General features: G+C 72.6%; 18 protein-coding genes. 10 read left to right on the top strand and 8 right to left on the bottom strand.

Features of this window, described 5'->3' with window-relative positions; all coding sequences use genetic code 11:
- Positions 1-108: 108 nt before the first annotated feature.
- The 6 genes from ACFTZC_RS41200 to ACFTZC_RS41175 form a co-directional block, all read right to left on the bottom strand.
- Positions 109-927, bottom strand: coding sequence for an HpcH/HpaI aldolase/citrate lyase family protein (locus tag ACFTZC_RS41200; protein ID WP_382899167.1), 819 nt, complete (start codon positions 925-927; stop codon positions 109-111).
- Entirely contained in the window at positions 924-2,225 is a 1,302-nt protein-coding gene (locus ACFTZC_RS41195; RefSeq protein WP_382899165.1) for a CaiB/BaiF CoA transferase family protein, read from the bottom strand. The genes ACFTZC_RS41200 and ACFTZC_RS41195 overlap by 4 nt, the downstream gene beginning before the upstream one ends.
- The gene (locus ACFTZC_RS41190; protein WP_382899173.1) at positions 2,222-3,619 is read right to left on the bottom strand and encodes an ADP-ribosylglycohydrolase family protein; all 1,398 of its coding nucleotides are present in this window, start codon (positions 3,617-3,619) and stop codon (positions 2,222-2,224) included. The genes ACFTZC_RS41195 and ACFTZC_RS41190 overlap by 4 nt, the downstream gene beginning before the upstream one ends.
- Positions 3,620-3,744: 125 nt before the next feature.
- Entirely contained in the window at positions 3,745-4,881 is a 1,137-nt protein-coding gene (locus tag ACFTZC_RS41185) for an ADP-ribosylglycohydrolase family protein (RefSeq protein WP_382899171.1), read from the bottom strand.
- Between the two features lie 190 nt (positions 4,882-5,071).
- On the bottom strand, positions 5,072-6,364 hold the full coding sequence (locus tag ACFTZC_RS41180; protein ID WP_382899163.1) for an ADP-ribosylglycohydrolase family protein: 1,293 nt from the start codon (positions 6,362-6,364) through the stop codon (positions 5,072-5,074).
- Complete coding sequence (locus tag ACFTZC_RS41175; protein ID WP_382899161.1) at positions 6,361-7,386, bottom strand: ADP-ribosylglycohydrolase family protein; 1,026 nt, start codon at positions 7,384-7,386, stop codon at positions 6,361-6,363. The genes ACFTZC_RS41180 and ACFTZC_RS41175 overlap by 4 nt, the downstream gene beginning before the upstream one ends.
- 313 nt (positions 7,387-7,699) lie before the next feature.
- Here ACFTZC_RS41175 and ACFTZC_RS41170 point away from each other — a divergent pair, with 313 nt between their 5' ends.
- The 4 genes from ACFTZC_RS41170 (at position 7,700) to ACFTZC_RS41155 (ending at position 15,923) form a co-directional block, all read left to right on the top strand.
- Positions 7,700-8,428 carry a VIT1/CCC1 transporter family protein gene (locus ACFTZC_RS41170; RefSeq protein WP_382899160.1) on the top strand — a complete coding sequence of 243 codons (729 nt, stop codon included), beginning with the start codon at positions 7,700-7,702 and terminating at the stop codon, positions 8,426-8,428.
- Positions 8,429-8,915: 487 nt separating this feature from the next.
- Entirely contained in the window at positions 8,916-13,493 is a 4,578-nt protein-coding gene (gltB, locus tag ACFTZC_RS41165) for a glutamate synthase large subunit (protein WP_382899158.1), read from the top strand.
- The gene (locus tag ACFTZC_RS41160; RefSeq protein WP_382899156.1) at positions 13,486-14,946 is read left to right on the top strand and encodes a glutamate synthase subunit beta; all 1,461 of its coding nucleotides are present in this window, start codon (positions 13,486-13,488) and stop codon (positions 14,944-14,946) included. Before gltB ends, ACFTZC_RS41160 begins: the two co-directional genes overlap by 8 nt.
- 227 nt (positions 14,947-15,173) lie before the next feature.
- Positions 15,174-15,923, top strand: coding sequence for a vWA domain-containing protein (locus ACFTZC_RS41155; RefSeq protein WP_382899154.1), 750 nt, complete (start codon positions 15,174-15,176; stop codon positions 15,921-15,923).
- Positions 15,924-16,031: 108 nt separating this feature from the next.
- Here the strand turns inward: ACFTZC_RS41155 and ACFTZC_RS41150 are convergent, their stop codons facing one another.
- Both ACFTZC_RS41150 and ACFTZC_RS41145 read right to left on the bottom strand, forming a co-directional pair.
- A complete protein-coding gene (locus ACFTZC_RS41150; RefSeq protein ID WP_382899152.1) occupies positions 16,032-16,265 on the bottom strand; it encodes a ferredoxin in 234 nt (77 codons plus the stop codon).
- A gap of 13 nt (positions 16,266-16,278) precedes the next feature.
- Complete coding sequence (locus ACFTZC_RS41145; RefSeq protein ID WP_382899169.1) at positions 16,279-17,463, bottom strand: cytochrome P450; 1,185 nt, start codon at positions 17,461-17,463, stop codon at positions 16,279-16,281.
- Positions 17,464-17,678: 215 nt separating this feature from the next.
- On the opposite strand from ACFTZC_RS41145, the gene ACFTZC_RS41140 reads away from it, so the two are divergent.
- The 6 genes from ACFTZC_RS41140 to ACFTZC_RS41115 all read left to right on the top strand — a co-directional run bounded on the left by ACFTZC_RS41140 (position 17,679) and on the right by ACFTZC_RS41115 (position 21,748).
- A complete protein-coding gene (locus ACFTZC_RS41140; protein ID WP_382899150.1) occupies positions 17,679-18,335 on the top strand; it encodes a TetR/AcrR family transcriptional regulator in 657 nt (218 codons plus the stop codon).
- A gap of 224 nt (positions 18,336-18,559) precedes the next feature.
- Positions 18,560-18,811 carry a DUF6400 family protein gene (locus ACFTZC_RS41135; protein WP_382899149.1) on the top strand — a complete coding sequence of 84 codons (252 nt, stop codon included), beginning with the start codon at positions 18,560-18,562 and terminating at the stop codon, positions 18,809-18,811.
- Positions 18,795-19,040: a hypothetical protein gene (locus tag ACFTZC_RS41130; RefSeq protein WP_382899147.1), complete on the top strand. Its 246-nt coding sequence runs from the start codon at positions 18,795-18,797 to the stop codon at positions 19,038-19,040. Before ACFTZC_RS41135 ends, ACFTZC_RS41130 begins: the two co-directional genes overlap by 17 nt.
- Before the next feature lie 66 nt (positions 19,041-19,106).
- On the top strand, positions 19,107-19,655 hold the full coding sequence (locus ACFTZC_RS41125; RefSeq protein WP_382899145.1) for a pyridoxamine 5'-phosphate oxidase family protein: 549 nt from the start codon (positions 19,107-19,109) through the stop codon (positions 19,653-19,655).
- Between the two features lie 226 nt (positions 19,656-19,881).
- Positions 19,882-20,085, top strand: coding sequence for a cold-shock protein (locus tag ACFTZC_RS41120; protein ID WP_003969786.1), 204 nt, complete (start codon positions 19,882-19,884; stop codon positions 20,083-20,085).
- A 109-nt stretch (positions 20,086-20,194) separates the two neighbouring features.
- Positions 20,195-21,748: a DEAD/DEAH box helicase gene (locus ACFTZC_RS41115; RefSeq protein ID WP_382899143.1), complete on the top strand. Its 1,554-nt coding sequence runs from the start codon at positions 20,195-20,197 to the stop codon at positions 21,746-21,748.
- Positions 21,749-21,825: the final 77 nt, after the last annotated feature.

Genomic DNA, 21,825 nt, shown 5'->3' with positions numbered 1-21,825 from the left:
GGCCCGGCCCCCCCCACCAGGGGCCGGGCCGTCGCCGTACCTCGTGAGCCGGCCGATCAGGCTCCGCCGCCGATGTCGGGGAGCGTCGCTCAGGGGCCGGGTACGGCGTCAGGTGGCCGCCTCCTGTCCCCGTACCGCCAGGGCGAGCGTGCGGCGCGCCGCCGCGACGATCGCCGCGTCCACGAATCGCCCGTCGACCAGCGCCTGAGCGCCCGCCTCCTCGGCCGCAGCCTCGATGATCTCCTCCGCCGACGCGATCTCCTGCGGGGACGGCCGGTAGGCGCGCTCGATCACCGGGAGCTGGCGCGGGTGGATGGCCGCCCTGCCCAGCAGGCCCAGCCCTCGGCCGTGGCGGCAGGAGGCCGCCAGTCCGTCCAGGTCCCGCACATCGGGGAAGACCGACTGGGCCGGGGGCGTCAGCCCCGCCGCCCGCGCCGCCACCACGGCCCGGCCGCGCGACCAGTCCAGGCCGCTGTCGTCCCGTACCCCCAGATCCGCGCGGAGGTCCGCCTCGCCCAGCGCGATGCCACGGACCGCCGGGTGCGCGGCGGCGATGGCGTGGGCGTGTTCCACGGCGAGGGCCGATTCGAGCAGCGCGTAGAGCGCGACGCCGGGGGCGCGGGCCGCCGCGCGGTGGATGTCGGAGGCGTACGCGACCTTCGGCAGCCGGAGCCCGTCGAGCCCCGGCAGCGCGGCCACGGCGGGCAGGTCCCGCTCGTCGGCGATCCGGACGTGGACGGGGACCGGGTGCGGCCCGGCCAGGAACTCGGCGGTGGCGGCGCGCGCGTACGCCTTGCGCTCCGGCGCCACCGCGTCCTCCAGGTCGACGATCACCACGTCCGCCCCCGAGGAGAGCGCCTTCGCCATCACCTCCGGCCGGTCCCCGGGGACGTACAGCCAGGTCAGCGGGGTGGGAACGGCGGTCACAGCACGCCCTCGGCGCGCAGCGCGGCGATCTCCGGCGCCGTCAGACCCAGCTCGGTGAGGACCGTATCCGTGTCCGCGCCGTGCGGACGGCCCGCCCAGCGGATGGCGCCGGGCGTCTCGGAGAGCCGGAAGAGGACGTTCTGCATCCGCAGCGGCCCCAGCTCGGGGTCCTCGACCTCCGTGATCGTCTGAAGCGCCCGGTACTGCGGATCGGCCATCACGTCCCGGATGTCGTAGACGGGCGCGATCGCCGCCTCGGCCCGCTCGAACGCGGTCAGCGCCTCGTCGCGGGTGTGCCGGGCCATCCAGGAGCCGACCGCGTCGTCCAGGGTCTCCGCGTGCCCGGCCCGCCCGCCGCCCGTCGCGAACCAGGGCTCGTCGATCAGCTCGGGGCGGCCGACCAGCCGCATGACCCGTTCCGCGACGGACTGCGCGGAGGTGGAGACCGCGAGCCAGGAGCCGTCTGCGGTGCGGTAGGTGTTGCGGGGCGCGTTGTTGCGCGAGCGGTTGCCGGTACGGGGCTGGACGTAGCCGAGCTGGTCGTACCAGAGCGGCTGCGGTCCCAGCACGGCCAGGATCGGCTCGATGATCGCCAGGTCGACCACCTGGCCCCGGCCCGTGGCGTCCCGCCCGGCGAGCGCCGTCAGCACCGCGTACGCCGTGGCCAGCGCGGCGATCGAGTCGGCGAGGCCGAACGGCGGGAGGGTGGGCGGCCCGTCCGGCTCGCCGGTGGCGGCGGCGAAACCGCTCATCGCCTCGGCGAGCGTCCCGAAGCCGGGGCGGTGCGCGTACGGACCGTACTGGCCGAAGCCGGTCACCCGGGCCAGTACGAGCCGGGGGTTGGCCAGGGAGAGCTCGTCCCAGCCGAGGCCCCACTTCTCCAGCGTGCCGGGCCGGAAGTTCTCGATGATCACATCCGCCCGCGCGGCGAGCCCGAGCAGCAGCTCACGGCCGCCCCGGGTGGAGAGATCGAGAGTCATGGTCCGCTTGTTGCGGCCGAGCACCTTCCACCACAGGCCGACGCCGTCCTTGGCGGGGCCGTGCCCGCGGGAGGGGTCCGGGCGGCCGGGGTGCTCGACCTTGATCACCTCGGCACCGAAGTCACCGAGGAGGGTGGCGGCCAGCGGCCCCGCGAAGAGCGTCGCGAGATCGAGGACGCGCATCCCGGCGAGGGGGAGCGGGCGGGGGTGCCCGGCGCCTCCGGACGCGGTGGCGGGGGCGGTCGTCCCGGTCCCGGTCGGCTTGGCCGCCCCGGTCGTCCCGGTCGGCTTGGTGGTCCCCGTCGTGTCGGTCGTCATCGGGCCTCGATCTCGGTACGGGGGGTGGTGCCGATGGCCGCGCGGGTCAGCTCCGCGAGGGCGTCGAAGCCGATGTCCTGGAAACCGGCGACGGAGGTCGCGAGCCGGTTCTTGAGGGGAGCGGTCCAGCGGTCGGGCAGCCGGGCCGGGTGTCCGGCCAGCAGACCGGCGACCGAACCGGCCGTCGCGCCGTTCGAGTCGGTGTCCCAGCCCCCGGACACGGCACGGCAGATGGAGCCGCTGAAATCGCCGTCCGCGTGGGTGAGGGCGGCGGCGAGCAGCGCCGCGTTCGGGACCGCGTGCACCCAGTGGTAGTGGCCGAACTCGGCGTGCAGCACATCGGCCACGGCATCGAACTCCCTGTCGGCACAGGCCGTTTCGATGCCGAGACGCACCGCCGCGGCCAGCCGGGAGCGGGGCGGTACGACGGAGAGCCCGGCCCGCAGGCACGCGTGGACATCGGCGCTCCTGGCAGCGGTGGCGATGACCGCCGCGACGAACATCGCGCCGTACACACCGTTGGCGGTGTGGGTGAGTGTCGCGTCCCGGTGGGCCTGCGCGGCGGCGGAGGCGGGGTCGCCGGGGTGGGTCCAGCCGTGGGTGTCGGCCCGGATGGCGGCGCCGATCCACTCCCGGAACGGGTTGCGGTGCCGGGCGGTGTCCGGCGGCTCGATCCCGGCGAGCAGATTGCGGTACGCGATCCGCTCGGCGGTGAAGGTACGCCCGGCCGGCAGCTCCTCCAGCCATACCCGGGCGACCTGCGCGGTGGTGAACTCCGGCCCGTGGCGCCGCAGGAGCAGCAGATTGAGGAGCGGGTAGTTGAGGTCGTCGTCCTCCGGCATCCCGTCGATGTTCTCGGCGAGCGAGTTCGGCGCGGAACGCCGGTTCCAGGGGTACGCGGCGGACAGCTCCGGGGGTACGCCGCGCGCGGTGAACCAGGTGCGCGGCGGCCAGTTGCCGGCGGCCCGGCCGAGGGCGCGGATGCCGGCGAGGGGGAGCTTCTCCACGGGCTTGCCGAGCAGACAGCCCGCGGCGCGGCCGAGCCAGGCGGCGTGCAACGCGGGCTGTGTGAGCGCCGGTCGGGTGCGCTGATCGCGCCCTTCCTCCGGTCCGGGGGGCCAGGAAGGGCAGGCCGCCCGGATCGCGGTGAGGCCGGTCGGCTCGGCCTCGGCGCGCGGCTCGGCCAGCTCGGCCAGCTCGTCGAGCAACTGCTCAGCCAATGCGCGTAGTCGGGGAGCGGCGGGCGTCGGTGAGGCACCGGCCCGATCCGGCGCGGGGGAGCCGCCCGCCGCGCGCCAGCGGCCGGCGATCTCCGAGGCGTCGCGGCCGTCCTCCGCCGCCTGGCGCAGCTCATGGCCGAGGAGATCCTCGGGCTGCACCCAGGTGAGGCGCAGGCCCGTCGCCGTATGCCCATTCGCTGTAGGGCCCGTTGCCGTGTGGCCTGTTGTCGTGTGGCCTGTTGCCCTACCGCCCGTTGCCGTACCGCCTGCCGCCGTGTGCCCCGTCGCCGTACGGCCGGTCACCGCGCGTCCTGAAGTCGACGCTCCGTCAGGTTCGCGAAGGCCGCCTCATGGGCGCGGCGCCGCTCCCGGTCCAGGGCGAACACCTCGTACGCCACCTCCGTCAACTCCCGTGCCGGGGACCGGAGATCGAGACGGCTCGCCTCGGCCACCCGGTCCGCCCACTCCGGCGGGACCGCCGCCGCGCCGCCGAGGGCCCCCGCGAGCGCACCGCTCATCGTGGCGATCGAGTCGCAGTCGCGGCCGTAGTTGACCGAACCGAGCACCGTACGGCGGTAGTCGCCCGCGCCGATCAGCAACATGCCCAGCGCGATGGGCAGTTCCTCGATGGAGTGCAGCCGGGAAGGTCTGCGGGCGCCCAGGGAGGGGGCGCGGTAGTGCGGGCCGACGGTGTCGAAGGGGGCGACGGCCTCGCGCAGTCCGCGCAGCGCCGACTCCGTGCAGCGGTGGCGGGAGGCGACCTCGCACACCGCCTCGATCGCGGCGCGCGTGCCGTCCTTCGCGACGGCGAGACAGGTCTCCACCACCGTGGCGGGGGTGGCCCCCGGTGCGCAGGCGGCGGCGACGGCGGCGGCGAAGACACCGGCCGCCTCACGTCCGTACGAGGACTGGTGGGCGCCCGCCACATCGATCGCCTCGGCGTAAGCGGCCTGCGGATGCGCGGCGTTGATCAGCCCCACCGGGGCCATGTACATCGCGGCGCCGCAGTTGACGATGTTGCCCGTGCCCGCCTCGCGCGGGTCGACGTGCCCGTAGTGCACCCGGGTGACCAGCCACTTCTCGGCGAGGAAGAGCCGCTGGAGGGGCAGCGCCTCGGCCTCCAGCTCGGGGATCCAGCGGGGTGTGGAGATCAGGTCGGGGACGAGGTGCGCGGCGATCGCGTACGCGTCGAGGTGGTCGCGGACGCGTGCGTACACCCGGATCAGGGCGTGGGTCATCAGGGTGTCGTCGGTGATGTGGCCGTCGCCCTTGTGGTACGGGGCGAGCGGGCGCGCGGTGCGCCAGTCCTCGGACCACGGGCCGACGATGCCGGTCACCCGGCCGCCGTGCCGTTCCACGATCTGCTCGGGGGAGTACCCCTCGACCGGCCCGCCGAGCGCGTCGCCGACGGCCGCGCCGGTCAGCGCGCCGGCGATCCGGTCGGCGAGGGTGGTCGTGGTCGTGGGGGGGGGGGGGGGCCCCCCCCCCCGCCGGGGGGGGGGGGGGGGGGGGGGGGGGGGGGGGGGGGGGGGGGGGGGGGGGGGGTGGGGGGGGGGGGGGGGGGGGGGGGGGGGGGGGGGGGCCCCCCCCCCCCCCCCGGGCGGGGCGGACGGTGTGGCGGGAGATTCAGAGGTGACGGGCGGTGGGGGAGTGCCGGGCGTCGGGGGAGGGCTCAGCGTCGTCATGTCGGAATTGTCCACCCGAAGCGGTCAGTTCCGTGGCTGCGAGGAGCCCGGCGAGTTCCACCAGATCCGTACCGGCGAACCGGGGCAGCGCGCACCCCGCGAGCGTGCGGCAGGCGTCCAGCCAGGCGACGGGCACGGAGTCCGCGCCCCCGAGCGCGCCGCTCAGCGCGCCGGCGAGGGCGGGGGCGGAGTCCGCGACCCGGGAGAGGCAGGCGGCGGCGGGCACCGCGCCGCTGACCTCGCCACGGGCGGCGAGGGTCAGGGCGAGGGCGACGGGCACGGTCTCGGCCGCGGCGATGCCGTAGCTGTAGACGTGGTCGACGATCTGATGCTCCAGCAGCGGTACGAGGGCGAAGGCACCGGCCGGTTCCTCGGCGAAGTCCCGGGCCAGTTTGACGGCGTGGCGGGCGTTGCGGCCGATCTCCGTGGCGCAGGGAAGCTGGTCGAGCGCGGCGTCCACGGCGGCCTCGGGTCCCGCGCCGCCGAGCGCGGCGGCGACCGCCGCGGCCGTGGCGCGGGCGCCGTGCACCCCGTCGCCGTCCTGGGTGTAGCGGGCGTCGAACTCGGCGAGCGCGGCGGCGCCGGACGGGTCGCCGGGGTGGACGGTGGCGAGGACGGCGGCGCGGACACAGGCCGCGTCGTCGAAGTAGTGCGGGTTGTCGTGGCCGGTGGCGGGCGGGCGCAGCCCGGTGGCGAGATTGCCGAGGCCCGCGCGTACCGAGATCCGGGCCCGCAGGGGCGGCACGGCCGACTCGACCTCGGGCGCGCGCGCCGCGGCGGCGGCGATCTCGCCGGCCAGGGAGTTCCAGGCGAGGTCGACGGCGACCCGCATCCGGCGCGCCGGGGCGCTCCCGTCGAACCGCGGGCCGGCCGCGGCGAGCACGCACTCGGCGGCGAAGGCGGCCCACTCGGCGTCGTCGGAAGGGCCGAGCCGGAGCGGCTCGGGCGGCTGGTTGAGGGCGATGGGAACGGGGAGGGTGGTGGTCGCGTTCTGCTCGGCGAAGGTGTCCAGCTCGCGCGTGAGCCGCCGGGTCCACTCGGGCATCCGGGCCGCCCGGTGCCGCGCGGCGGGCCACCCGGCGGCGTCCCCGGCGGCGAGCCCGAGGAGCAGGCCCTCGATCCGCCGTACGGGAGCACGGCGCGCGGCGGGCGGGGCGTCGACGCGGGGACGGAGCCCGGCCATGCCCCCGCCCGTGGCGCGCCCGGCGCTGTCCCCGTGCCGTTCTGTCGTCATGAGGCCGCCTCTTCGTCGTCGTACGGGGTGAGCAGGTCCGCGATGTCCAGGACGTGGTAGCCGCGCATCGAGGGCAGGCATCTGCCCCGTACGGGACCGATGGCCGAGGACCATTCCGGGGGGATCGCCCGTGCCCCCGACAGCGCCCCCGCCAGCGCGCCCGCGACCGCCGCCGTCGTGTCGGCGTCGCGGCCCATGTTGACGGCGGTGAGCACCGACGTACGGAAGTCACCGCGCGCCGCCGCGAACGCGCCGAAGGCCAGGCCGACCGCCTCCGGGGCCAGGTCGGTCCAGGGGTAGCCGCCGATGACCACCGCCGAACGGACCGCGCGCTCCCTCGTGAGGGTGTCGGGGTAGGCGCGCTGCGCGGCGACGACGCCGCGGCGCAGGGTGCGGGCCGTCCAGGAGTCCATGGGGACCACGGAGAGCGCCGCCGCGATCACCGAGGCCGGGCCGGCGCCCGTCATCGCGGCGGCCACCCCCGCCGCGACCGCCCGGCCGCCGTAGATGCCCTCGCCGTCGTGGCTGACCCGGCCGTCGACGGCGACCAGCCGCGCCGCCTCCTCGGGGCGGCCCGCCGCGAAGACCCCGAAGGGCGCGGCGCGCATCGCGAGCCCGTCGCTCCACGCGTGCCGGTGCTGGGCGGTGATCGGCGCGGCGAGCCCGCGCCTGAGGTTCTCCAGGGTGCCGCGCTCGCTGAAACCGGCGCCGCGGAACGGGCCCTCGTCGTGGTCCGCGAGCCAGTGGTGCCACGCCTTCTCGACATGGGCGACGGTCAGGGCCGAGCCGTGCCGGGCGAGCAGCAGCCCGGAGAAGATGGCGTACTCGGTGTCGTCCGTACCGGCCGGGCTGTCGGACACGAAGCCCTCGATCCGGCCCCAGCGGTGCCGGATCTCGGAGGGCCGCAGGTTCTCCGCGGGCGCGCCGAGCGCGTCGCCGACGGCCAGCCCCAGCAGCGCGCCGCGCGCCCGGTCACGTACCACCGCGATCCCGGCGGCGGGGTCGCATACGGTCTGCCCCATCGTGTGACCCCTTACCTGCGCCGCGCGAACACCGCACCTGTCGAACACCGCACCCGCCGGACACCGCGCCGTGTGTATCTCGCGCCTTCTTTCCGGCATCCCTGCCACGCGGAACACCGGACAAGTCCCGTGGAACCCCCCTGTCACCCGGGTGGCATCCGGCGGCTCCGACGCTCCCCCGCCCCCTCCCGTGGCCTGGTAAGTACGGCCTTCCTTGCTGGCGGGAGCGATTTTTCGTGCGTATTTTCGAAGCGTTGGGGGGTGTGACCGGTCCGCGGACGGACGCGGAACCGCCCCCGTGAAGGGGAGAACCATGTCCATCATCGAAACCGAGGCCACGCTCCACGAGGCCCACCGCGACAATCACACGCACCGCGATGTGAACGGCGGCTGGCTGCGGCCCGCGGTGTTCGGCGCGATGGACGGGCTGGTCTCCAACCTGGCACTGATGACCGGGGTCGCCGGCGGCGCCGTCTCGCAGCAGACGATCGTGATCACCGGGCTGGCGGGGCTCGCCGCGGGCGCCTTCTCCATGGCCGCGGGCGAGTACACCTCCGTGGCCTCCCAGCGCGAGCTGGTCCAGGCCGAACTCGACGTCGAGCGGCGGGAGCTGCGCAAGCACCCGGCGGACGAGATGGCCGAGCTGGCCGCGCTCTACGTCTCCCGGGGCGTGCAGCCCGAGCTGGCCCGCGAGGTGGCCGAGCAGCTCTCGCGCGACCCCGAGCAGGCGCTGGAGATCCACGCCCGCGAGGAACTGGGCATCGACCCGGACGACCTGCCGTCGCCGCTGGTCGCCGCCGTGTCGTCGTTCGGCTCCTTCGCGCTGGGCGCGCTGCTGCCGGTCCTGCCCTATCTGCTCGGCGCCACCGTGCTCTGGCCCGCGGTGCTGCTCGCCCTCGTCGGGCTCTTCGCCTGCGGTGCGTTGGTGGCCCGGGTGACCGCGCGGAGCTGGTGGTACAGCGGGCTGCGGCAGCTCGTCCTCGGCGGTACGGCCGCGGCGCTCACGTACGGGCTCGGAGCGCTGTTCGGCGCCGCACTGTAACTGGTTGCGCGAACCCTCCTGAACCCTCCCGCCCCGGCCCCGCCCGGGAGCCACGGCCCCGAAACGCTCCGTACATCCGCCCGGCACATCGCGCGGCCGAAACGTTTCCCTCGACGCGCGCCGTCCGGCAGGTAAAATGGTCCTTCCTGTGACCTACGTCCCTGAGCGTTCCGGCCTGGTGGATGCGACACTATGCCTGGCGCCACATATGTGGCCGTTACCCGGCGGTTTCGAGTCGTTCATCACCGGGCATGAGGCGTAAGCGCCGCAGGCAACGAAGCCGGCTCCGCCTCAGCCGTACGGACGACGATCTGTCCGTCCGTGCCCCCACATCCACCGTTACGAGCGGTGTCCACATGCTGGAACGCGCTATCCGCTTCCCGAGAAGCTTTCCATCATGTAACCTGCACGAAATTTCTTGGAGGGCCAGCGTCGTCCCTCGGTAAATGCATATGCCAAGCCGATACACACGACGACGGGAGAGCCGATGCGTTCCGACGCCTGGTCGCCCATGGACGGTCGCCCCGCCCCGCAAGGGATGTACGACCCCCGTAACGAGCACGACGCCTGTGGCGTCGGCTTTGTGGCCACCCTCACCGGTGTTGCCAGCCATGAGCTGGTGGAGCAGGCGCTGACCGTACTGCGCAATCTCGAACACCGCGGCGCCACCGGCTCCGAGCCCGACTCCGGCGACGGCGCCGGCATCCTCCTCCAGGTACCGGACGCCTTCCTCCGCGAGGTCGCCGACTTCGAGCTGCCCGAGGCCGGCTCGTACGCCGTCGGCATCGGCTTCCTGCCCGCCGACGACGCCACGGACGCCGTCTCGCGCATCGGGACGATCGCCGCCGAAGAGGGCCTGACCGTCCTCGGCTGGCGTGAGGTCCCCGTCGCCCCCGAACTGCTCGGCGCGTCCGCCCGCGCGACGATGCCCGCCTTCCGCCAGCTCTTCGTCGCGGACGGCACCAGCAGCGGCATCGCCCTGGACCGCAAGGCGTTCGTGCTGCGCAAGCGCGCCGAGCGCGAGGCGGGGGTCTACTTCCCCTCCCTCTCCGCCCGGACCGTGGTCTACAAGGGCATGCTCACCACCGGCCAGCTCGAACCGTTCTTCCCCGACCTGTCGGACCGCCGGTTCGCGACCGCCGTCGCGCTGGTCCACTCGCGGTTCTCCACGAACACTTTCCCGAGCTGGCCGCTCGCCCACCCGTACCGCTTCGTCGCGCACAACGGCGAGATCAACACGGTCAAGGGCAACCGCAACTGGATGCGCGCCCGCGAGTCCCAGCTCGCCTCCGGCCTCTTCGGCGACGGGACCCCCGAGAGCACCGCGAAGCTGGAGCGGATCTTCCCCGTCTGTACGCCGGACGCCTCCGACTCCGCCTCCTTCGACGAGGTCCTGGAGCTGATCCACCTCGGCGGCCGGTCGCTGCCGCACTCCGTGCTGATGATGGTCCCCGAGGCGTGGGAGAACCACGACTCGATGGACGCCGACCGGCGCGCCTTCTACCAGTTCCACGCCACGATGATGGAGCCGTGGGACGGCCCCGCCTGCGTCACCTTCACCGACGGCACCCAGGTCGGCGCGGTCCTCGACCGCAACGGGCTGCGCCCCGGCCGCTACTGGGTGACCGACGACGGACTCGTCGTCCTCTCCTCCGAGGTCGGCGTCCTCGACATCGACCCGGCGAAGGTCGTCCGCAAGGGCCGCCTCCAGCCCGGCCGGATGTTCCTCGTCGACACCGCCGAGCACCGCATCATCGAGGACGACGAGATCAAGGCGTCCCTCGCCGCCGAGCAGCCCTACAAGGAGTGGCTGGAGACCGGCGAGATCGAGCTGTCCGACCTCCCCGAGCGCGAGCACATCGTGCACACCCACGCCTCGGTCACCCGCCGCCAGCAGACCTTCGGCTACACCGAGGAGGAGCTGCGCGTCCTGCTCGCGCCGATGGCCCGCGCGGGCGCCGAGCCCATCGGCTCCATGGGCACGGACTCGCCGATCGCCGCGCTCTCCGCCCGGCCCCGGCTGCTCTTCGACTACTTCACCCAGCTCTTCGCGCAGGTCACCAACCCGCCGCTGGACGCCATCCGCGAGGAACTGGTCACCTCGCTGCGCTCCTCGCTCGGCCCCCAGGGCAACCTGCTGGAGCCGACCGCCGCGTCCTGCCGCAGCGTCACCCTGCCCTTCCCGGTGATCGACAACGACGAGCTGGCCAAGCTCGTCCACATAAACGCGGACGGCGACATGCCGGGCATGAAGGCCGCCACGCTCTCCGGTCTCTACCGGGTGAGCGGCGGCGGTGACGCCCTCGCCGCCCGCATCGAGGAGATCTGCGCCGAGACCGACGCCGCCATCGACAGCGGCGCCCGGATCATCGTGCTCTCCGACCGGCACTCCGACGCCGAGCACGCGCCGATCCCCTCGCTGCTGCTCACCGCCGCCGTCCACCACCACCTCATCCGTACCAAGCAGCGCACCCAGGTGGGGCTGCTGGTCGAGGCCGGGGACGTCCGCGAGGTGCACCACGTCGCGCTGCTCATCGGCTTCGGCGCCGCCGCCGTCAACCCGTACCTCGCCATGGAGTCCGTCGAGGACCTGGTCCGCGCCGGTACGTTCATCGAGGGCCTGACGGCCGAGCAGGCGATCCGCAACCTGATCTACGCGCTCGGCAAGGGTGTCCTCAAGGTGATGTCCAAGATGGGCATCTCCACCGTCGCCTCCTACCGCGGCGCGCAGGTCTTCGAGGCCGTCGGCCTGGACCAGGCGTTCGTCGACAAGTACTTCAACGGCACCGCCACCAAGATCGGCGGCGCCGGTCTCGACGTCGTCGCCCAGGAGGTCGCCGCCCGGCACGCCAAGGGCTACCCCGCCTCCGGGATCTCCGCGAGCCACCGCAAGCTGGAGATCGGCGGCGAGTACCAGTGGCGCCGCGAGGGCGAGCCGCACCTGTTCGACCCGGAGACGGTCTTCCGCCTTCAGCACGCCACGCGCTCGCGCCGCTACGACGTCTTCAAGCAGTACACCGACCGGGTGAACGAGCAGTCCGAGCGGCTGATGACGCTGCGCGGCCTCTTCAACTTCGCCTCCGGCCGTACGCCCGTACCGCTGGACGAGGTCGAGCCCGCCTCCGAGATCGTCAAGCGCTTCTCCACCGGCGCCATGTCGTACGGCTCCATCTCCCAGGAGGCGCACGAGACGCTGGCCATCGCCATGAACCAGCTCGGCGCCAAGTCCAACACCGGTGAGGGCGGCGAGGACGCGGAGCGTCTGTACGACCCGGCCCGCCGCTCCTCCATCAAGCAGGTCGCCTCCGGCCGCTTCGGCGTCACCAGCGAGTACCTCGTCAACGCCGACGACATCCAGATCAAGATGGCCCAGGGCGCCAAGCCCGGCGAGGGCGGCCAGCTGCCGGGCCACAAGGTCTACCCGTGGGTCGCCAGGACCCGGCACTCCACCCCCGGCGTCGGCCTGATCTCCCCGCCGCCGCACCACGACATCTACTCCATCGAGGACCTCGCCCAGCTCATCCACGACCTGAAGAACGCCAGCCCGCAGGCCCGCATCCACGTGAAGCTGGTCTCCGAGGTCGGCGTCGGCACCGTCGCCGCCGGTGTCTCCAAGGCACACGCCGACGTCGTGCTGATCTCCGGACACGACGGCGGCACGGGCGCCTCCCCGCTCACCTCGCTCAAGCACGCGGGCGGCCCCTGGGAGCTGGGCCTCGCCGAGACCCAGCAGACGCTGCTGCTCAACGGCCTGCGCGACCGTATCGTCGTGCAGACCGACGGCCAGCTCAAGACCGGCCGCGACGTCGTCATCGCCGCGCTCCTCGGCGCCGAGGAGTACGGATTCGCGACCGCGCCGCTCGTCGTCTCCGGCTGCGTCATGATGCGCGTCTGCCACCTGGACACCTGCCCGGTCGGCATCGCCACCCAGAACCCGGTGCTGCGCGAGCGCTTCTCCGGCAAGGCCGAGTACATCGTCAACTTCTTCCAGTTCATCGCCGAAGAGGTCCGCGAACTCCTCGCCGAGCTGGGCTTCCGCAGCCTCGAAGAGGCCGTGGGCCACGCCGAGCTCCTCAACACCGAGCGCGCCGTCGACCACTGGAAGGCGCAGGGGCTCGACCTCGCGCCGCTCTTCCACGTACCGGAGCTGCCCGAGAACGCCCCGCGCCACCAGGTCGTCGCGCAGGACCACGGCCTGGAGAAGGCCCTCGACAACGAGCTGATCAAGCTCGCCGCCGACGCGCTCAACGCGGACAGCGCCGAGGCCGCCCAGCCCGTACGGGCACAGGTCACCATCCGGAACATCAACCGGACCGTGGGCACCATGCTCGGCCACCAGGTGACCAAGAAGTTCGGTGGCGCGGGCCTGCCCGACGACACCATCGACATCACCTTCACCGGCTCCGCGGGCCAGTCCTTCGGCGCCTTCCTGCCGAGCGGCGTCACCCTGCGCCTGGAGGGCGACGCCAACGACTACGTCGGCAAGGGCCTCTCCGGCGGCCGGGTCGTCGTACGCCCCGACCGCGGCGCCGAACACCTGGCCGAGTACTCCACCATCGCCGGCAACACCATCGGCTACGGCGCCACCGGCGGCGAGCTGTTCCTGCGCGGCCGCACCGGCGAACGCTTCTGCGTCCGCAACTCCGGCGCGACGGTCGTCTCCGAGGGCGTCGGCGACCACGGCTGCGAGTACATGACCGGCGGGCACGCCGTCGTCCTCGGCGAGACCGGACGCAACTTCGCGGCCGGCATGTCCGGCGGTGTCGCGTACGTCGTCGACCTCGACCCGGACAATGTCAACGCCGGGAACCTGTCGGCCGTCGAACCCCTCGACGACACCGACAGGCAGTGGCTGCACGACGTGGTGCGCCGCCACCAGGAGGAGACGGGCTCCACCGTCGCCGGGAAGCTGCTGGCCGAGTGGGACACCGCGGTGGACCGCTTCAGCAAGATCATCCCGACCACTTACAAGGCAGTGCTCGCCGCCAAGGACGCCGCCGAGCTGGCAGGTCTCTCCGAGACCGAGACCACCGAGAAGATGATGGAGGCGGCGACCAATGGCTGACCCGAAGGGCTTTCTCACCACCGGGCGCGAAGTCGCCACGTCCCGCCCCGTCGAGGAGCGCGTCAAGGACTGGAACGAGGTCTACGTTCCGGGCTCGCTGCTCCCCATCATCAGCAAGCAGGCCGGGCGCTGCATGGACTGCGGCATCCCGTTCTGTCACAACGGATGTCCGCTCGGAAACCTGATCCCCGAGTGGAACGACTACGCCTACCGCGAGGACTGGACGGCGGCGAGCGAGCGCCTGCACGCCACCAACAACTTCCCGGAGTTCACCGGACGGCTCTGCCCGGCGCCCTGCGAGTCCGCCTGTGTCCTCGCGATCAACCAGCCGGCCGTCACCATCAAGAACGTCGAAGTCTCCATCATCGACAAGGCGTGGGACAGCGGCGACGTCACCCCGCAGCCGCCCGAGCGCCTCTCCGGCAAGACCGTCGCCGTCATCGGCTCGGGCCCGGCCGGTCTCGCGGCCGCCCAGCAGCTCACCCGGGCCGGTCACACGGTCGTGGTGTACGAGCGCGCCGACCGTATCGGCGGGCTGCTGCGCTACGGCATCCCCGAGTTCAAGATGGAGAAGTCGCACATCAACCGCCGTATCGAGCAGATGCGCGCGGAGGGCACCAAGTTCCGTACCGAGACCGAGATCGGCCGGGACATCACCGCGCAGACGCTGCGCAAGCGGTACGACGCCGTGGTCATCGCCGCGGGCGCCACCATCTCGCGCGACCTGCCCGTCCCGGGCCGCGAGCTCAAGGGCATCCACTTCGCGATGGAGTACCTGCCCCTCTCCAACAAGGTGCAGGAGGGCGACCTGACGGTCTCCCCGATCACCGCCGAGGGCAAGCACGTGGTCGTCATCGGCGGCGGCGACACCGGCGCGGACTGCGTCGGTACGGCGCACCGCCAGGGCGCCGCCTCCGTCACCCAGCTGGAGATCATGCCGAAGCCCGGCGCCGAGCGCGCCACGCACCAGCCGTGGCCGACCTTCCCCATGCTCTACAAGGTCACCTCCGCGCACGAGGAGGGCGGCGAGCGGATCTACTCCGTCTCCACCACCCACTTCGAGGGCGACGAGGACGGCAACGTCCAGTCCCTGCACCTGATCGAGGTGGAGTTCAAGGACGGCAAGCTGGAACAGAAGGCGGGCACGGAGCGGGTCCTCCCCGCCCAGCTCGTCACGCTGGCGATGGGCTTCACCGGCACCGACCAGGAGAACGGCCTGGTCGAGCAGTTCGGCCTCGACCTCGACCAGCGCGGCAACATCGCGCGGGACGCGGACTTCGCGACCAACGTGCCCGGCGTGTACGTCGCGGGGGACGCGGGCCGTGGCCAGTCCCTGATCGTGTGGGCGATCGCGGAGGGCCGTTCGGCGGCGGCGGGCGTGGACCGCCACCTCACCGGGGCCAGCGACCTGCCGGCCCCGATCCGCCCGACGGACCGCGCGCTGATGGCCTGATCCGCCGCACTACATAAGAGACTCCCGTACAACGGCGTACGGGCGGTGTCGGCCCGGGGAGCGTCTCCCGGGCCCTCCCGCAAGACGCGGCGCCTGCCCCAGTCCCCGACCGGACCCATGGCAGGCGCCGTGGCGTGCGTCCGGGGACCATTGGAGTCCGGGGCCGGTGCGTCCGAACCGGTGGGAGAATCAGGGGAATTCAGCCCCTCGACCGAAGAGGACCGCGCATGGTCACCGCCCCTGGTTCCGCCCCGTCCGGCCCGGCCATCAGCTTGCGCAAGGTGGAGGAGACGGCCCCCGCGCTGGTCAGCCTCTACAAGAGCGCGAAGGTGTCGCTGGAGAAGAACGGGCTGAGCGGGGAGCGCGCGGCCGTCTACCTCGTCCTCGACTACTCGGGCTCGATGCGGGAGTACTACCGGGACGGCACCGTCCAGGCCCTCGCGGACCGGGTCCTCGGTCTCTCCGCCAACCTGGACGACGACGGCATCGTCCCCGTCGTCGTCTTCTCCACCGACATCGACGCGCGGACGGACATCTCCCTCGCCGAGCACGAGGACCGTATCGCCAAGATCGTCGCCTCCCTGGGACACATGGGGAAGACCAGCTACCACCTGGCGATGGACGCCGTGATCGACCACTACCTCGACAGCGGCTCGACCGCCCCCGCCCTCGTCGTCTTCCAGACGGACGGCGGCCCGATCAGCAGACCGGCGGCCGAGCGCTACCTCTGCAAGGCCGCCAGGCTGCCGCTGTTCTGGCAGTTCATCGGCTTCGGCGACCCGGACAGCCGCCAGTTCGACTTCCTCCGCAAGCTCGACGAACTCCCCGTACCGGAGAAACGCGCCGTCGACAACGCGGGCTTCTTCCACGCGGGCCAGGACCCGCGCGAACTCCTGGACAGCGAGCTGTACGACCGGCTGACCGGCGAGTTCCCGCACTGGCTGGCGGCCGCGCGGGCGCAGGGCATCGTCCCGTGACGCTCCGTGTCCCGCGCGCCGGGAGCCGCGCCGCCGCACCGTGGCGGGGCGGCGGCGGCATCACCCACGAGATCGCCCGCCGGCTCCGGTCGCCTCTCCTGCCGCCCCTCAGGTCGCGCTGAGCGGGTCGGTCTCGCGCGCCTTCAGCGCGAGCGCCCCGCTCGGGCAGAGGTGCACGGCCTCCCGCACCTTGTCGAGGTCGTCCTCCCCGACCCCGTCGGCCAGGACGACCACCATGCCGTCGTCCTCGCTCTGGTCGAACAGCTCAGGTGCCGTGAGGACGCACTGACCGGCGCCCACGCAGCGCGCGCGGTCCGCGACGATCCGCAGTTCGGTGCTCATGGATTTTCCCTTCTCACCAGCTGACCGGCAGCTCGTAGATGCCGTAAACGGTGCTGTCGTCCTTGAACGCCAGCTTCTCGACGGGCGCCGCGAGCTTCAGCCCCGGGACCCGCCGGAACAGGGTGTCGAAGACGATCTGCAGCTCCATTCTGGCCAGGTTCTGCCCCAGGCACTGGTGCGCGCCGAACCCGAAGGCGAGGTGGTTACGGGCGCCGCGCTCGATGTCCAGCTCGTCCGGGCGCGGGTAGACCGCCGGATCGTGGTTGCCCGCGTTGCTGAGGACGAGCACCCCTTCGCCCTTCCGGATGAGCACCCCGCCGAGCTCCACGTCCGCCGCGGCCACGCGCGAGACCGCGGCGTCGGCGATGGTGAAGGAGCGCAGCAGTTCCTCGACGGCCGCGGGGGTCCGCGCCGGGTCCGCGCGGAGCGCCGCCAGCTCGTCCGGGTGCTCCAGCAGCGCCATGGTGCCCAGCGAGATCATGTTCGCGGTGGTCTCGTGGCCCGCGATGAGCAGCAGGAACGCCAGGCCGATCAGATCCTCACGGTCGTACGTGCCGGCCTCGCGGTGCTTCAGGATCTGCCGCCCGAGCAGATCGTCGGTCGGCTCCCGCTCCTTGTCCGCGATCAGGCTCTCCAGATACGCGTGCAACTCGTCCCGCGAGTGAACCTTCTTGGGGACCGCCGCGGTGCGGCTGATCAGCTGGGACGAATGCCGCTGGAAGAATTCGTGGTCCGCGTACGGGACCCCCAGCTGCTCGCAGATGACCAGCGAGGGCACGGGCAGGGACAGCGCCGTCACCAGGTCCGCGGGACGGGGCCCGGCGAGCATGGCGTCCAGACACTCGTCCACGATCTGCTGGATCCGGGGCTGGAGCGCCCGCATCCGCCGCACGGTGAACTCACCGAGCACGCTGCGCCGCGCCGGGCCGTGCTCCGGCGGATCCATGCTGATCATCGTGGGCAGCGCCTTGGCGGCGAGCGTCTGCGCGCCCTCGCTGAGGGCGGGGAATCCGGGCGCGCCCCGGTCCGAGCTGAACCGGGGATCGGCGAGGAGCGTACGGATGTCCTCGTGCCGGCTGACCGCCCAGGCGGTGGCACCGGTGGGCAGCGTGACCCGCGCGATCGGGGCCTCCTCGCGCAGTTGCTCGTACTCGCCGGGCGGGGCGTAGGGGCAGGCGCGGGGGATGGGCAGCGTCATGTCGGTCCGATCGTTCTGATCGGACCGGCCGGTTACGCCGGGCCGCTCATCGACATCGGGAGTGTTGCTCATCGGATCGCTCCATTTCAGGCGTACGGGCCAAAAGGGGATCACTCGTGCACACCTTCGACAGTAACTAAGTGGAGGTTTTTCGTCCAGATGAGGGGTGGCAGAATCGGCCATCACTTACGGTGCCCTTACGGAAAGGCGGTGCCATGGCGGAAGACGCCGCAAGGCCCCTCCGGGCCGACGCCCGGCGCAACCGCGACCAGATCCTCGCGGCGGCCAAGCGGGTGTTCGGCGCCCAGGGGCCCGACGTGCCGATGGAGGAGATCGCCCGGCAGGCCGGGGTCGGCACCGGCACGCTCTACCGGCGCTTCCCCGACCGGACGTCGCTCATCCTGGCCGTCGCGCACGACAGCTTCGCGAAGGTCCTCGCGGAGGCCCAGGCGGCGGTCGCCGAGGAGCGGAGTGCCTGGAACGCCCTGGTGAGAGTGGTCCGTACGTCACGGGAGCTCCAAGTGAGCGTGCACCTCACGATCCTCTCCGCGCCGGCGTCCCATGCCGCCCTGGTGGACCCGGAGGTCACCCGGTTCCAGCGTGAGCTGCTCGGGCTCCTGGACGAGGTGGTGCGCGCGGCCCAGCGGGAGGGCACCCTGCGCCCGGACGTCGGAACCGGCGACGTCGCCGCGCTGCTCTCCCTGCTGCTGCGGCCGCTGGGTGCCCTGCCGAGCATCGAGTCCTGGCAGATCTCGGAGCGCGCCATGGCCCTGCTCCTCGACTCCCTGCGCACCCCGTCGCGCTCCCGCCTCCCGGGCGAACCCCTGACCCTGCACAACCTGAAGCCCGGCCTCACCACAGACCCGCAGTAAAGGCATGAAGTGCGTCACAGTTCCGCGAAACAGGCCGTACCGGTCATTCGGTGCCTGGCGGCGGCAACGGCCCGCGCCTGTCGGCCGATCCGAGGGTGCCCCGTCGATGAACCGGGTGCGGTGCTCCCCGGCGCCGCCCCAAGGGAGACTTAGGCCACCCTTCCCTGCCGCCGGGACGCCTGGTAGAGATGGTGGGGTTCTGTCAGCACATCGGAAGTCCCACCATGAACCAGGACAACCATCCCGGCCTCATACCCTTCACGATCGACCTGACCTTCGAGGAGGCCCGGCGACGGGCCGAGGTCGTGGCCGCGCTCGGGCCCGACTGGGACCCGGTGGCCGCTCTCCGGGGCGAGGACGAGGCGTACGCCCTCCTCTACTCGGGCCTGGACGCCGAGCAGCAGCGCACCTACGACATGCTGGTGGCGGCCGGCGTCCTGCCGGGAGAGGGTCCGGGCCATGCGGCTGCCCATTGACCCGCAGGCGGACCCGGCCCGCCGGGCCTGGGTGGCCTGCCCGGTCTGCGACGACGCCCGCCACTGCGCGGCCTGCGCCGGCCGGCGCAACTGCGGCGAGCACTGGCGCTACCTGATCTCCAACGACGGGCCGATCCTCCACCTCCAGTGCCCGCGGTGCACCTCCGCGTGGTCGCTGAACACCCGGCCCGGTGTCACCCGCCCCGGCGGTAGCACCCCCTGCCCCTGACCGCCGGCGCCATCGCGGCGCGAAAAGGCGACAGAAGGTGTCGGGTATGCGTTGTTGGCTGTACGCATGACATTCACCTGGGCCGATTTCGTCTCGGCGGAGCCGCGCTTCGCCGGGACCGTTCAGCGGCGATTCGAGACGTACCGCCACCATGTGCTCGCCACCCTCAGAATGGACGGCTCCCCGCGCCTCGCCGGGCTCGAAGTCACCTTCCGCTGGGGGGAGTTGTGGCTCGGGATGATGCCCCATTCACGCAAGGCGCAGGACCTGGCCCGCGATCCCCGATTTGCCCTGCACGCGAATCCGGGAACAGATGACCGAATGGAGGACGGGGATGTGAGGATCGGTGGGCGTGCGGTGGAGGTGCTGGACGGCGAGGTGCGGGCGCGCTTCGCCGCCGGCCTGTCCCCGCCGGAGCCGTTCCTGCTCTTCCGGGCCGAGCCGGAGGAGGTCGTGGCGACCTCCGTCGACGGGTCTGACCTGGTGCTTCGCGTCTGGCGGCCGGGCGGCCCGATGCGCACCCTGCGGCGGGGTTCCGGGGACGACCCGGTCCGTGAGGAGCCGTACGGGGAGGCCGGTGCGCAAGGGCGTCCGGAGTCCCGTGAAGGCGGTTGAGGCAAGGGCGCGATCATGTGGGGAGTACCACTCCGTGGCCGGCGACGGAGCGTGCTAGGCTGACCGCGTTGCAGTTTTGGTACCCATGAACTTTATGTGCGCCTGACGGGAATGTTCCTCAGGCGCATTATTGTTTTTGCCGGCTTCTCCGGATGGGGCTCAATGCGGCGACGAGGAATCCGTGAAGTGCGGATTTCCGGCTCTGCACCTGTTTTAGGAGAATGACATGGCTACTGGCACCGTGAAGTGGTTCAACTCGGAAAAGGGCTTCGGCTTCATCGAGCAGGACGGCGGCGGCGCCGACGTCTTCGCCCACTACTCGAACATCGCCACCTCGGGCTTCCGTGAGCTCCAGGAGGGCCAGAAGGTCTCGTTCGACGTCACGCAGGGCCAGAAGGGCCCGCAGGCGGAGAACATCGTCCCGGCCTGATTTCCCGGACGTTGTACCTCGCAGCCGGGGCTCGCACCTGCACGGTGCGGGCCCCGGCTCGCGCTGTCCGAAGGCCCGGCCGTCCTCGGCCAAGGAAGGCTAGTACCGAATGACTCGATCCGAACGCCCGGCACGTGCACCCAGACCTGCCGGTAAGCGCCCGGTGAACTCCCGCGCCAGAGGAGGAGCCGCGAAGCCACCCGCCCGCCGCCCCGCCCCCCGGCCGCAGGAATTCACGCTGCCGGAGACCCTCACCCCCGCACTGCCCGCCGTCGAGGCGTTCGACGAGCTGGACATGCCCGCAGGGCTGCTGAAGACCCTCACCGCCCAGGGCGTCACCCAACCCTTCCCGATCCAGGGCGCGACCCTGCCGAACTCCCTCGCGGGCCGGGACATCCTCGGCCGCGGACGGACCGGTTCCGGCAAGACGCTCGCCTTCGGGCTGGCGCTGCTGGCCCGTACGGCCGGCCGCCGCGCCGAGCCGCGCGCGCCGCTCGCCCTCGTGCTGGTGCCCACCCGCGAGCTGGCGCAGCAGGTCACCGACGCGCTCACCCCGTACGCGACCGCCGTCAACCTGAAGCTGACCACGGTCGTCGGCGGGCTCTCCATCGGCAAGCAGGCGGGCGCGCTGCGGCGTGGCGCCGAGGTGCTCGTGGCCACGCCCGGGCGGCTGATCGACCTCATAGAGCGCGGTGACTGCCGGCTCGACCAGGTCTCGATCACCGTGCTCGACGAGGCCGACCAGATGGCCGACATGGGCTTCATGCCCCAGGTCACGGCGCTGCTCAAGCAGGTCGAGCCGGACGGGCAGCGGATGCTGTTCTCGGCGACGCTGGACAAGAACATCGACCGGCTCGTACGGCAGTACCTCACCGACCCCGTCGTGCACTCCGTCGACCCGTCCCAGGGCGCGGTCACCACGATGGAGCACCACGTGCTGTACGTCCTGGACGAGACGGACAAGAAGGAAGTCACCACGCGGATCGCCGCGCGGGACGGCCGGGTCCTGCTCTTCCTGGACACCAAGCGCTCCGTGGACCGGCTGGTCAAGCGGCTGCTGGCGAGCGGCGTACGGGCCTCGGGGCTGCACGGCGGCCGTTCGCAGCCGCAGCGCAACCGGACCCTCGAACAGTTCAAGAACGGTCTGGTCACCTGCCTCGTGGCGACCAACGTGGCGGCGCGCGGCATCCATGTCGACGATCTCGACCTGGTCGTGAACGTGGACCCGCCCGTCGACCACAAGGACTACCTCCACCGCGGCGGGCGCACCGCCCGGGCGGGGGAGTCCGGCAGTGTCGTCACGCTCGTCCTGCCCGAGCAGCGGCGCGAGATGACCCGGCTGATGTCCGACGCGGGGATCGCGCCGAAGTCCGCGCGGATCAAGTCCACGGACGAGGAACTGGCGACGCTCACCGGTGCGCGGCTGCCCTCCGGGGTCGCCGTCACCATCGAGGTGCCGCAGCCCCCGGTCCAGCAGAAGCCGAAGGCGCAGCGGACCCGCACGTCCCGGCCGTCCCGGAGCAACATGGGCGGCGGCGCGGGCGCGACCGGTGGCGGCTCGTCCCGCGGTGGCCGTGGCCGCCGCGGAGGCTCCGGCGGTTCCGGCGGCGCGGGCGGCGGCTCCGGCCGCGGCGCCCAGGGCGGACGGCGTACCGCCGCCTGAGCGCGGACGACTGAACGCAGGGGCCCGGCGGCGCGGAGGAACGCGCCCCCCGGCCCCCGCCGGGGGTGGGGGGGGCG

Origin of the sequence: Streptomyces sp. NPDC056987 (assembly GCF_042673865.1) — a bacterium.
Lineage (GTDB): Bacteria > Actinomycetota > Actinomycetes > Streptomycetales > Streptomycetaceae > Streptomyces.
Note: the sequence above shows the minus strand (reverse complement) of the source record. Positions and strands in the feature narration are given on the sequence as shown.

Coding starts and splice junctions, on each gene's coding strand:
- ACFTZC_RS41195 (WP_382899165.1), bottom strand. CDS start 2,225: ATGACGACCGACACGACGGGGACCACCAAGCCGACCGGGACGACCGGG.
- ACFTZC_RS41180 (WP_382899163.1), bottom strand. CDS start 6,364: ATGACGACAGAACGGCACGGGGACAGCGCCGGGCGCGCCACGGGCGGG.
- ACFTZC_RS41175 (WP_382899161.1), bottom strand. CDS start 7,386: ATGGGGCAGACCGTATGCGACCCCGCCGCCGGGATCGCGGTGGTACGT.
- ACFTZC_RS41170 (WP_382899160.1), top strand. CDS start 7,700: ATGTCCATCATCGAAACCGAGGCCACGCTCCACGAGGCCCACCGCGAC.
- gltB (WP_382899158.1), top strand. CDS start 8,916: ATGCGTTCCGACGCCTGGTCGCCCATGGACGGTCGCCCCGCCCCGCAA.
- ACFTZC_RS41160 (WP_382899156.1), top strand. CDS start 13,486: ATGGCTGACCCGAAGGGCTTTCTCACCACCGGGCGCGAAGTCGCCACG.
- ACFTZC_RS41155 (WP_382899154.1), top strand. CDS start 15,174: ATGGTCACCGCCCCTGGTTCCGCCCCGTCCGGCCCGGCCATCAGCTTG.
- ACFTZC_RS41150 (WP_382899152.1), bottom strand. CDS start 16,265: ATGAGCACCGAACTGCGGATCGTCGCGGACCGCGCGCGCTGCGTGGGC.
- ACFTZC_RS41145 (WP_382899169.1), bottom strand. CDS start 17,463: ATGACGCTGCCCATCCCCCGCGCCTGCCCCTACGCCCCGCCCGGCGAG.
- ACFTZC_RS41140 (WP_382899150.1), top strand. CDS start 17,679: ATGGCGGAAGACGCCGCAAGGCCCCTCCGGGCCGACGCCCGGCGCAAC.
- ACFTZC_RS41135 (WP_382899149.1), top strand. CDS start 18,560: ATGAACCAGGACAACCATCCCGGCCTCATACCCTTCACGATCGACCTG.
- ACFTZC_RS41130 (WP_382899147.1), top strand. CDS start 18,795: ATGCGGCTGCCCATTGACCCGCAGGCGGACCCGGCCCGCCGGGCCTGG.
- ACFTZC_RS41125 (WP_382899145.1), top strand. CDS start 19,107: ATGACATTCACCTGGGCCGATTTCGTCTCGGCGGAGCCGCGCTTCGCC.
- ACFTZC_RS41120 (WP_003969786.1), top strand. CDS start 19,882: ATGGCTACTGGCACCGTGAAGTGGTTCAACTCGGAAAAGGGCTTCGGC.
- ACFTZC_RS41115 (WP_382899143.1), top strand. CDS start 20,195: ATGACTCGATCCGAACGCCCGGCACGTGCACCCAGACCTGCCGGTAAG.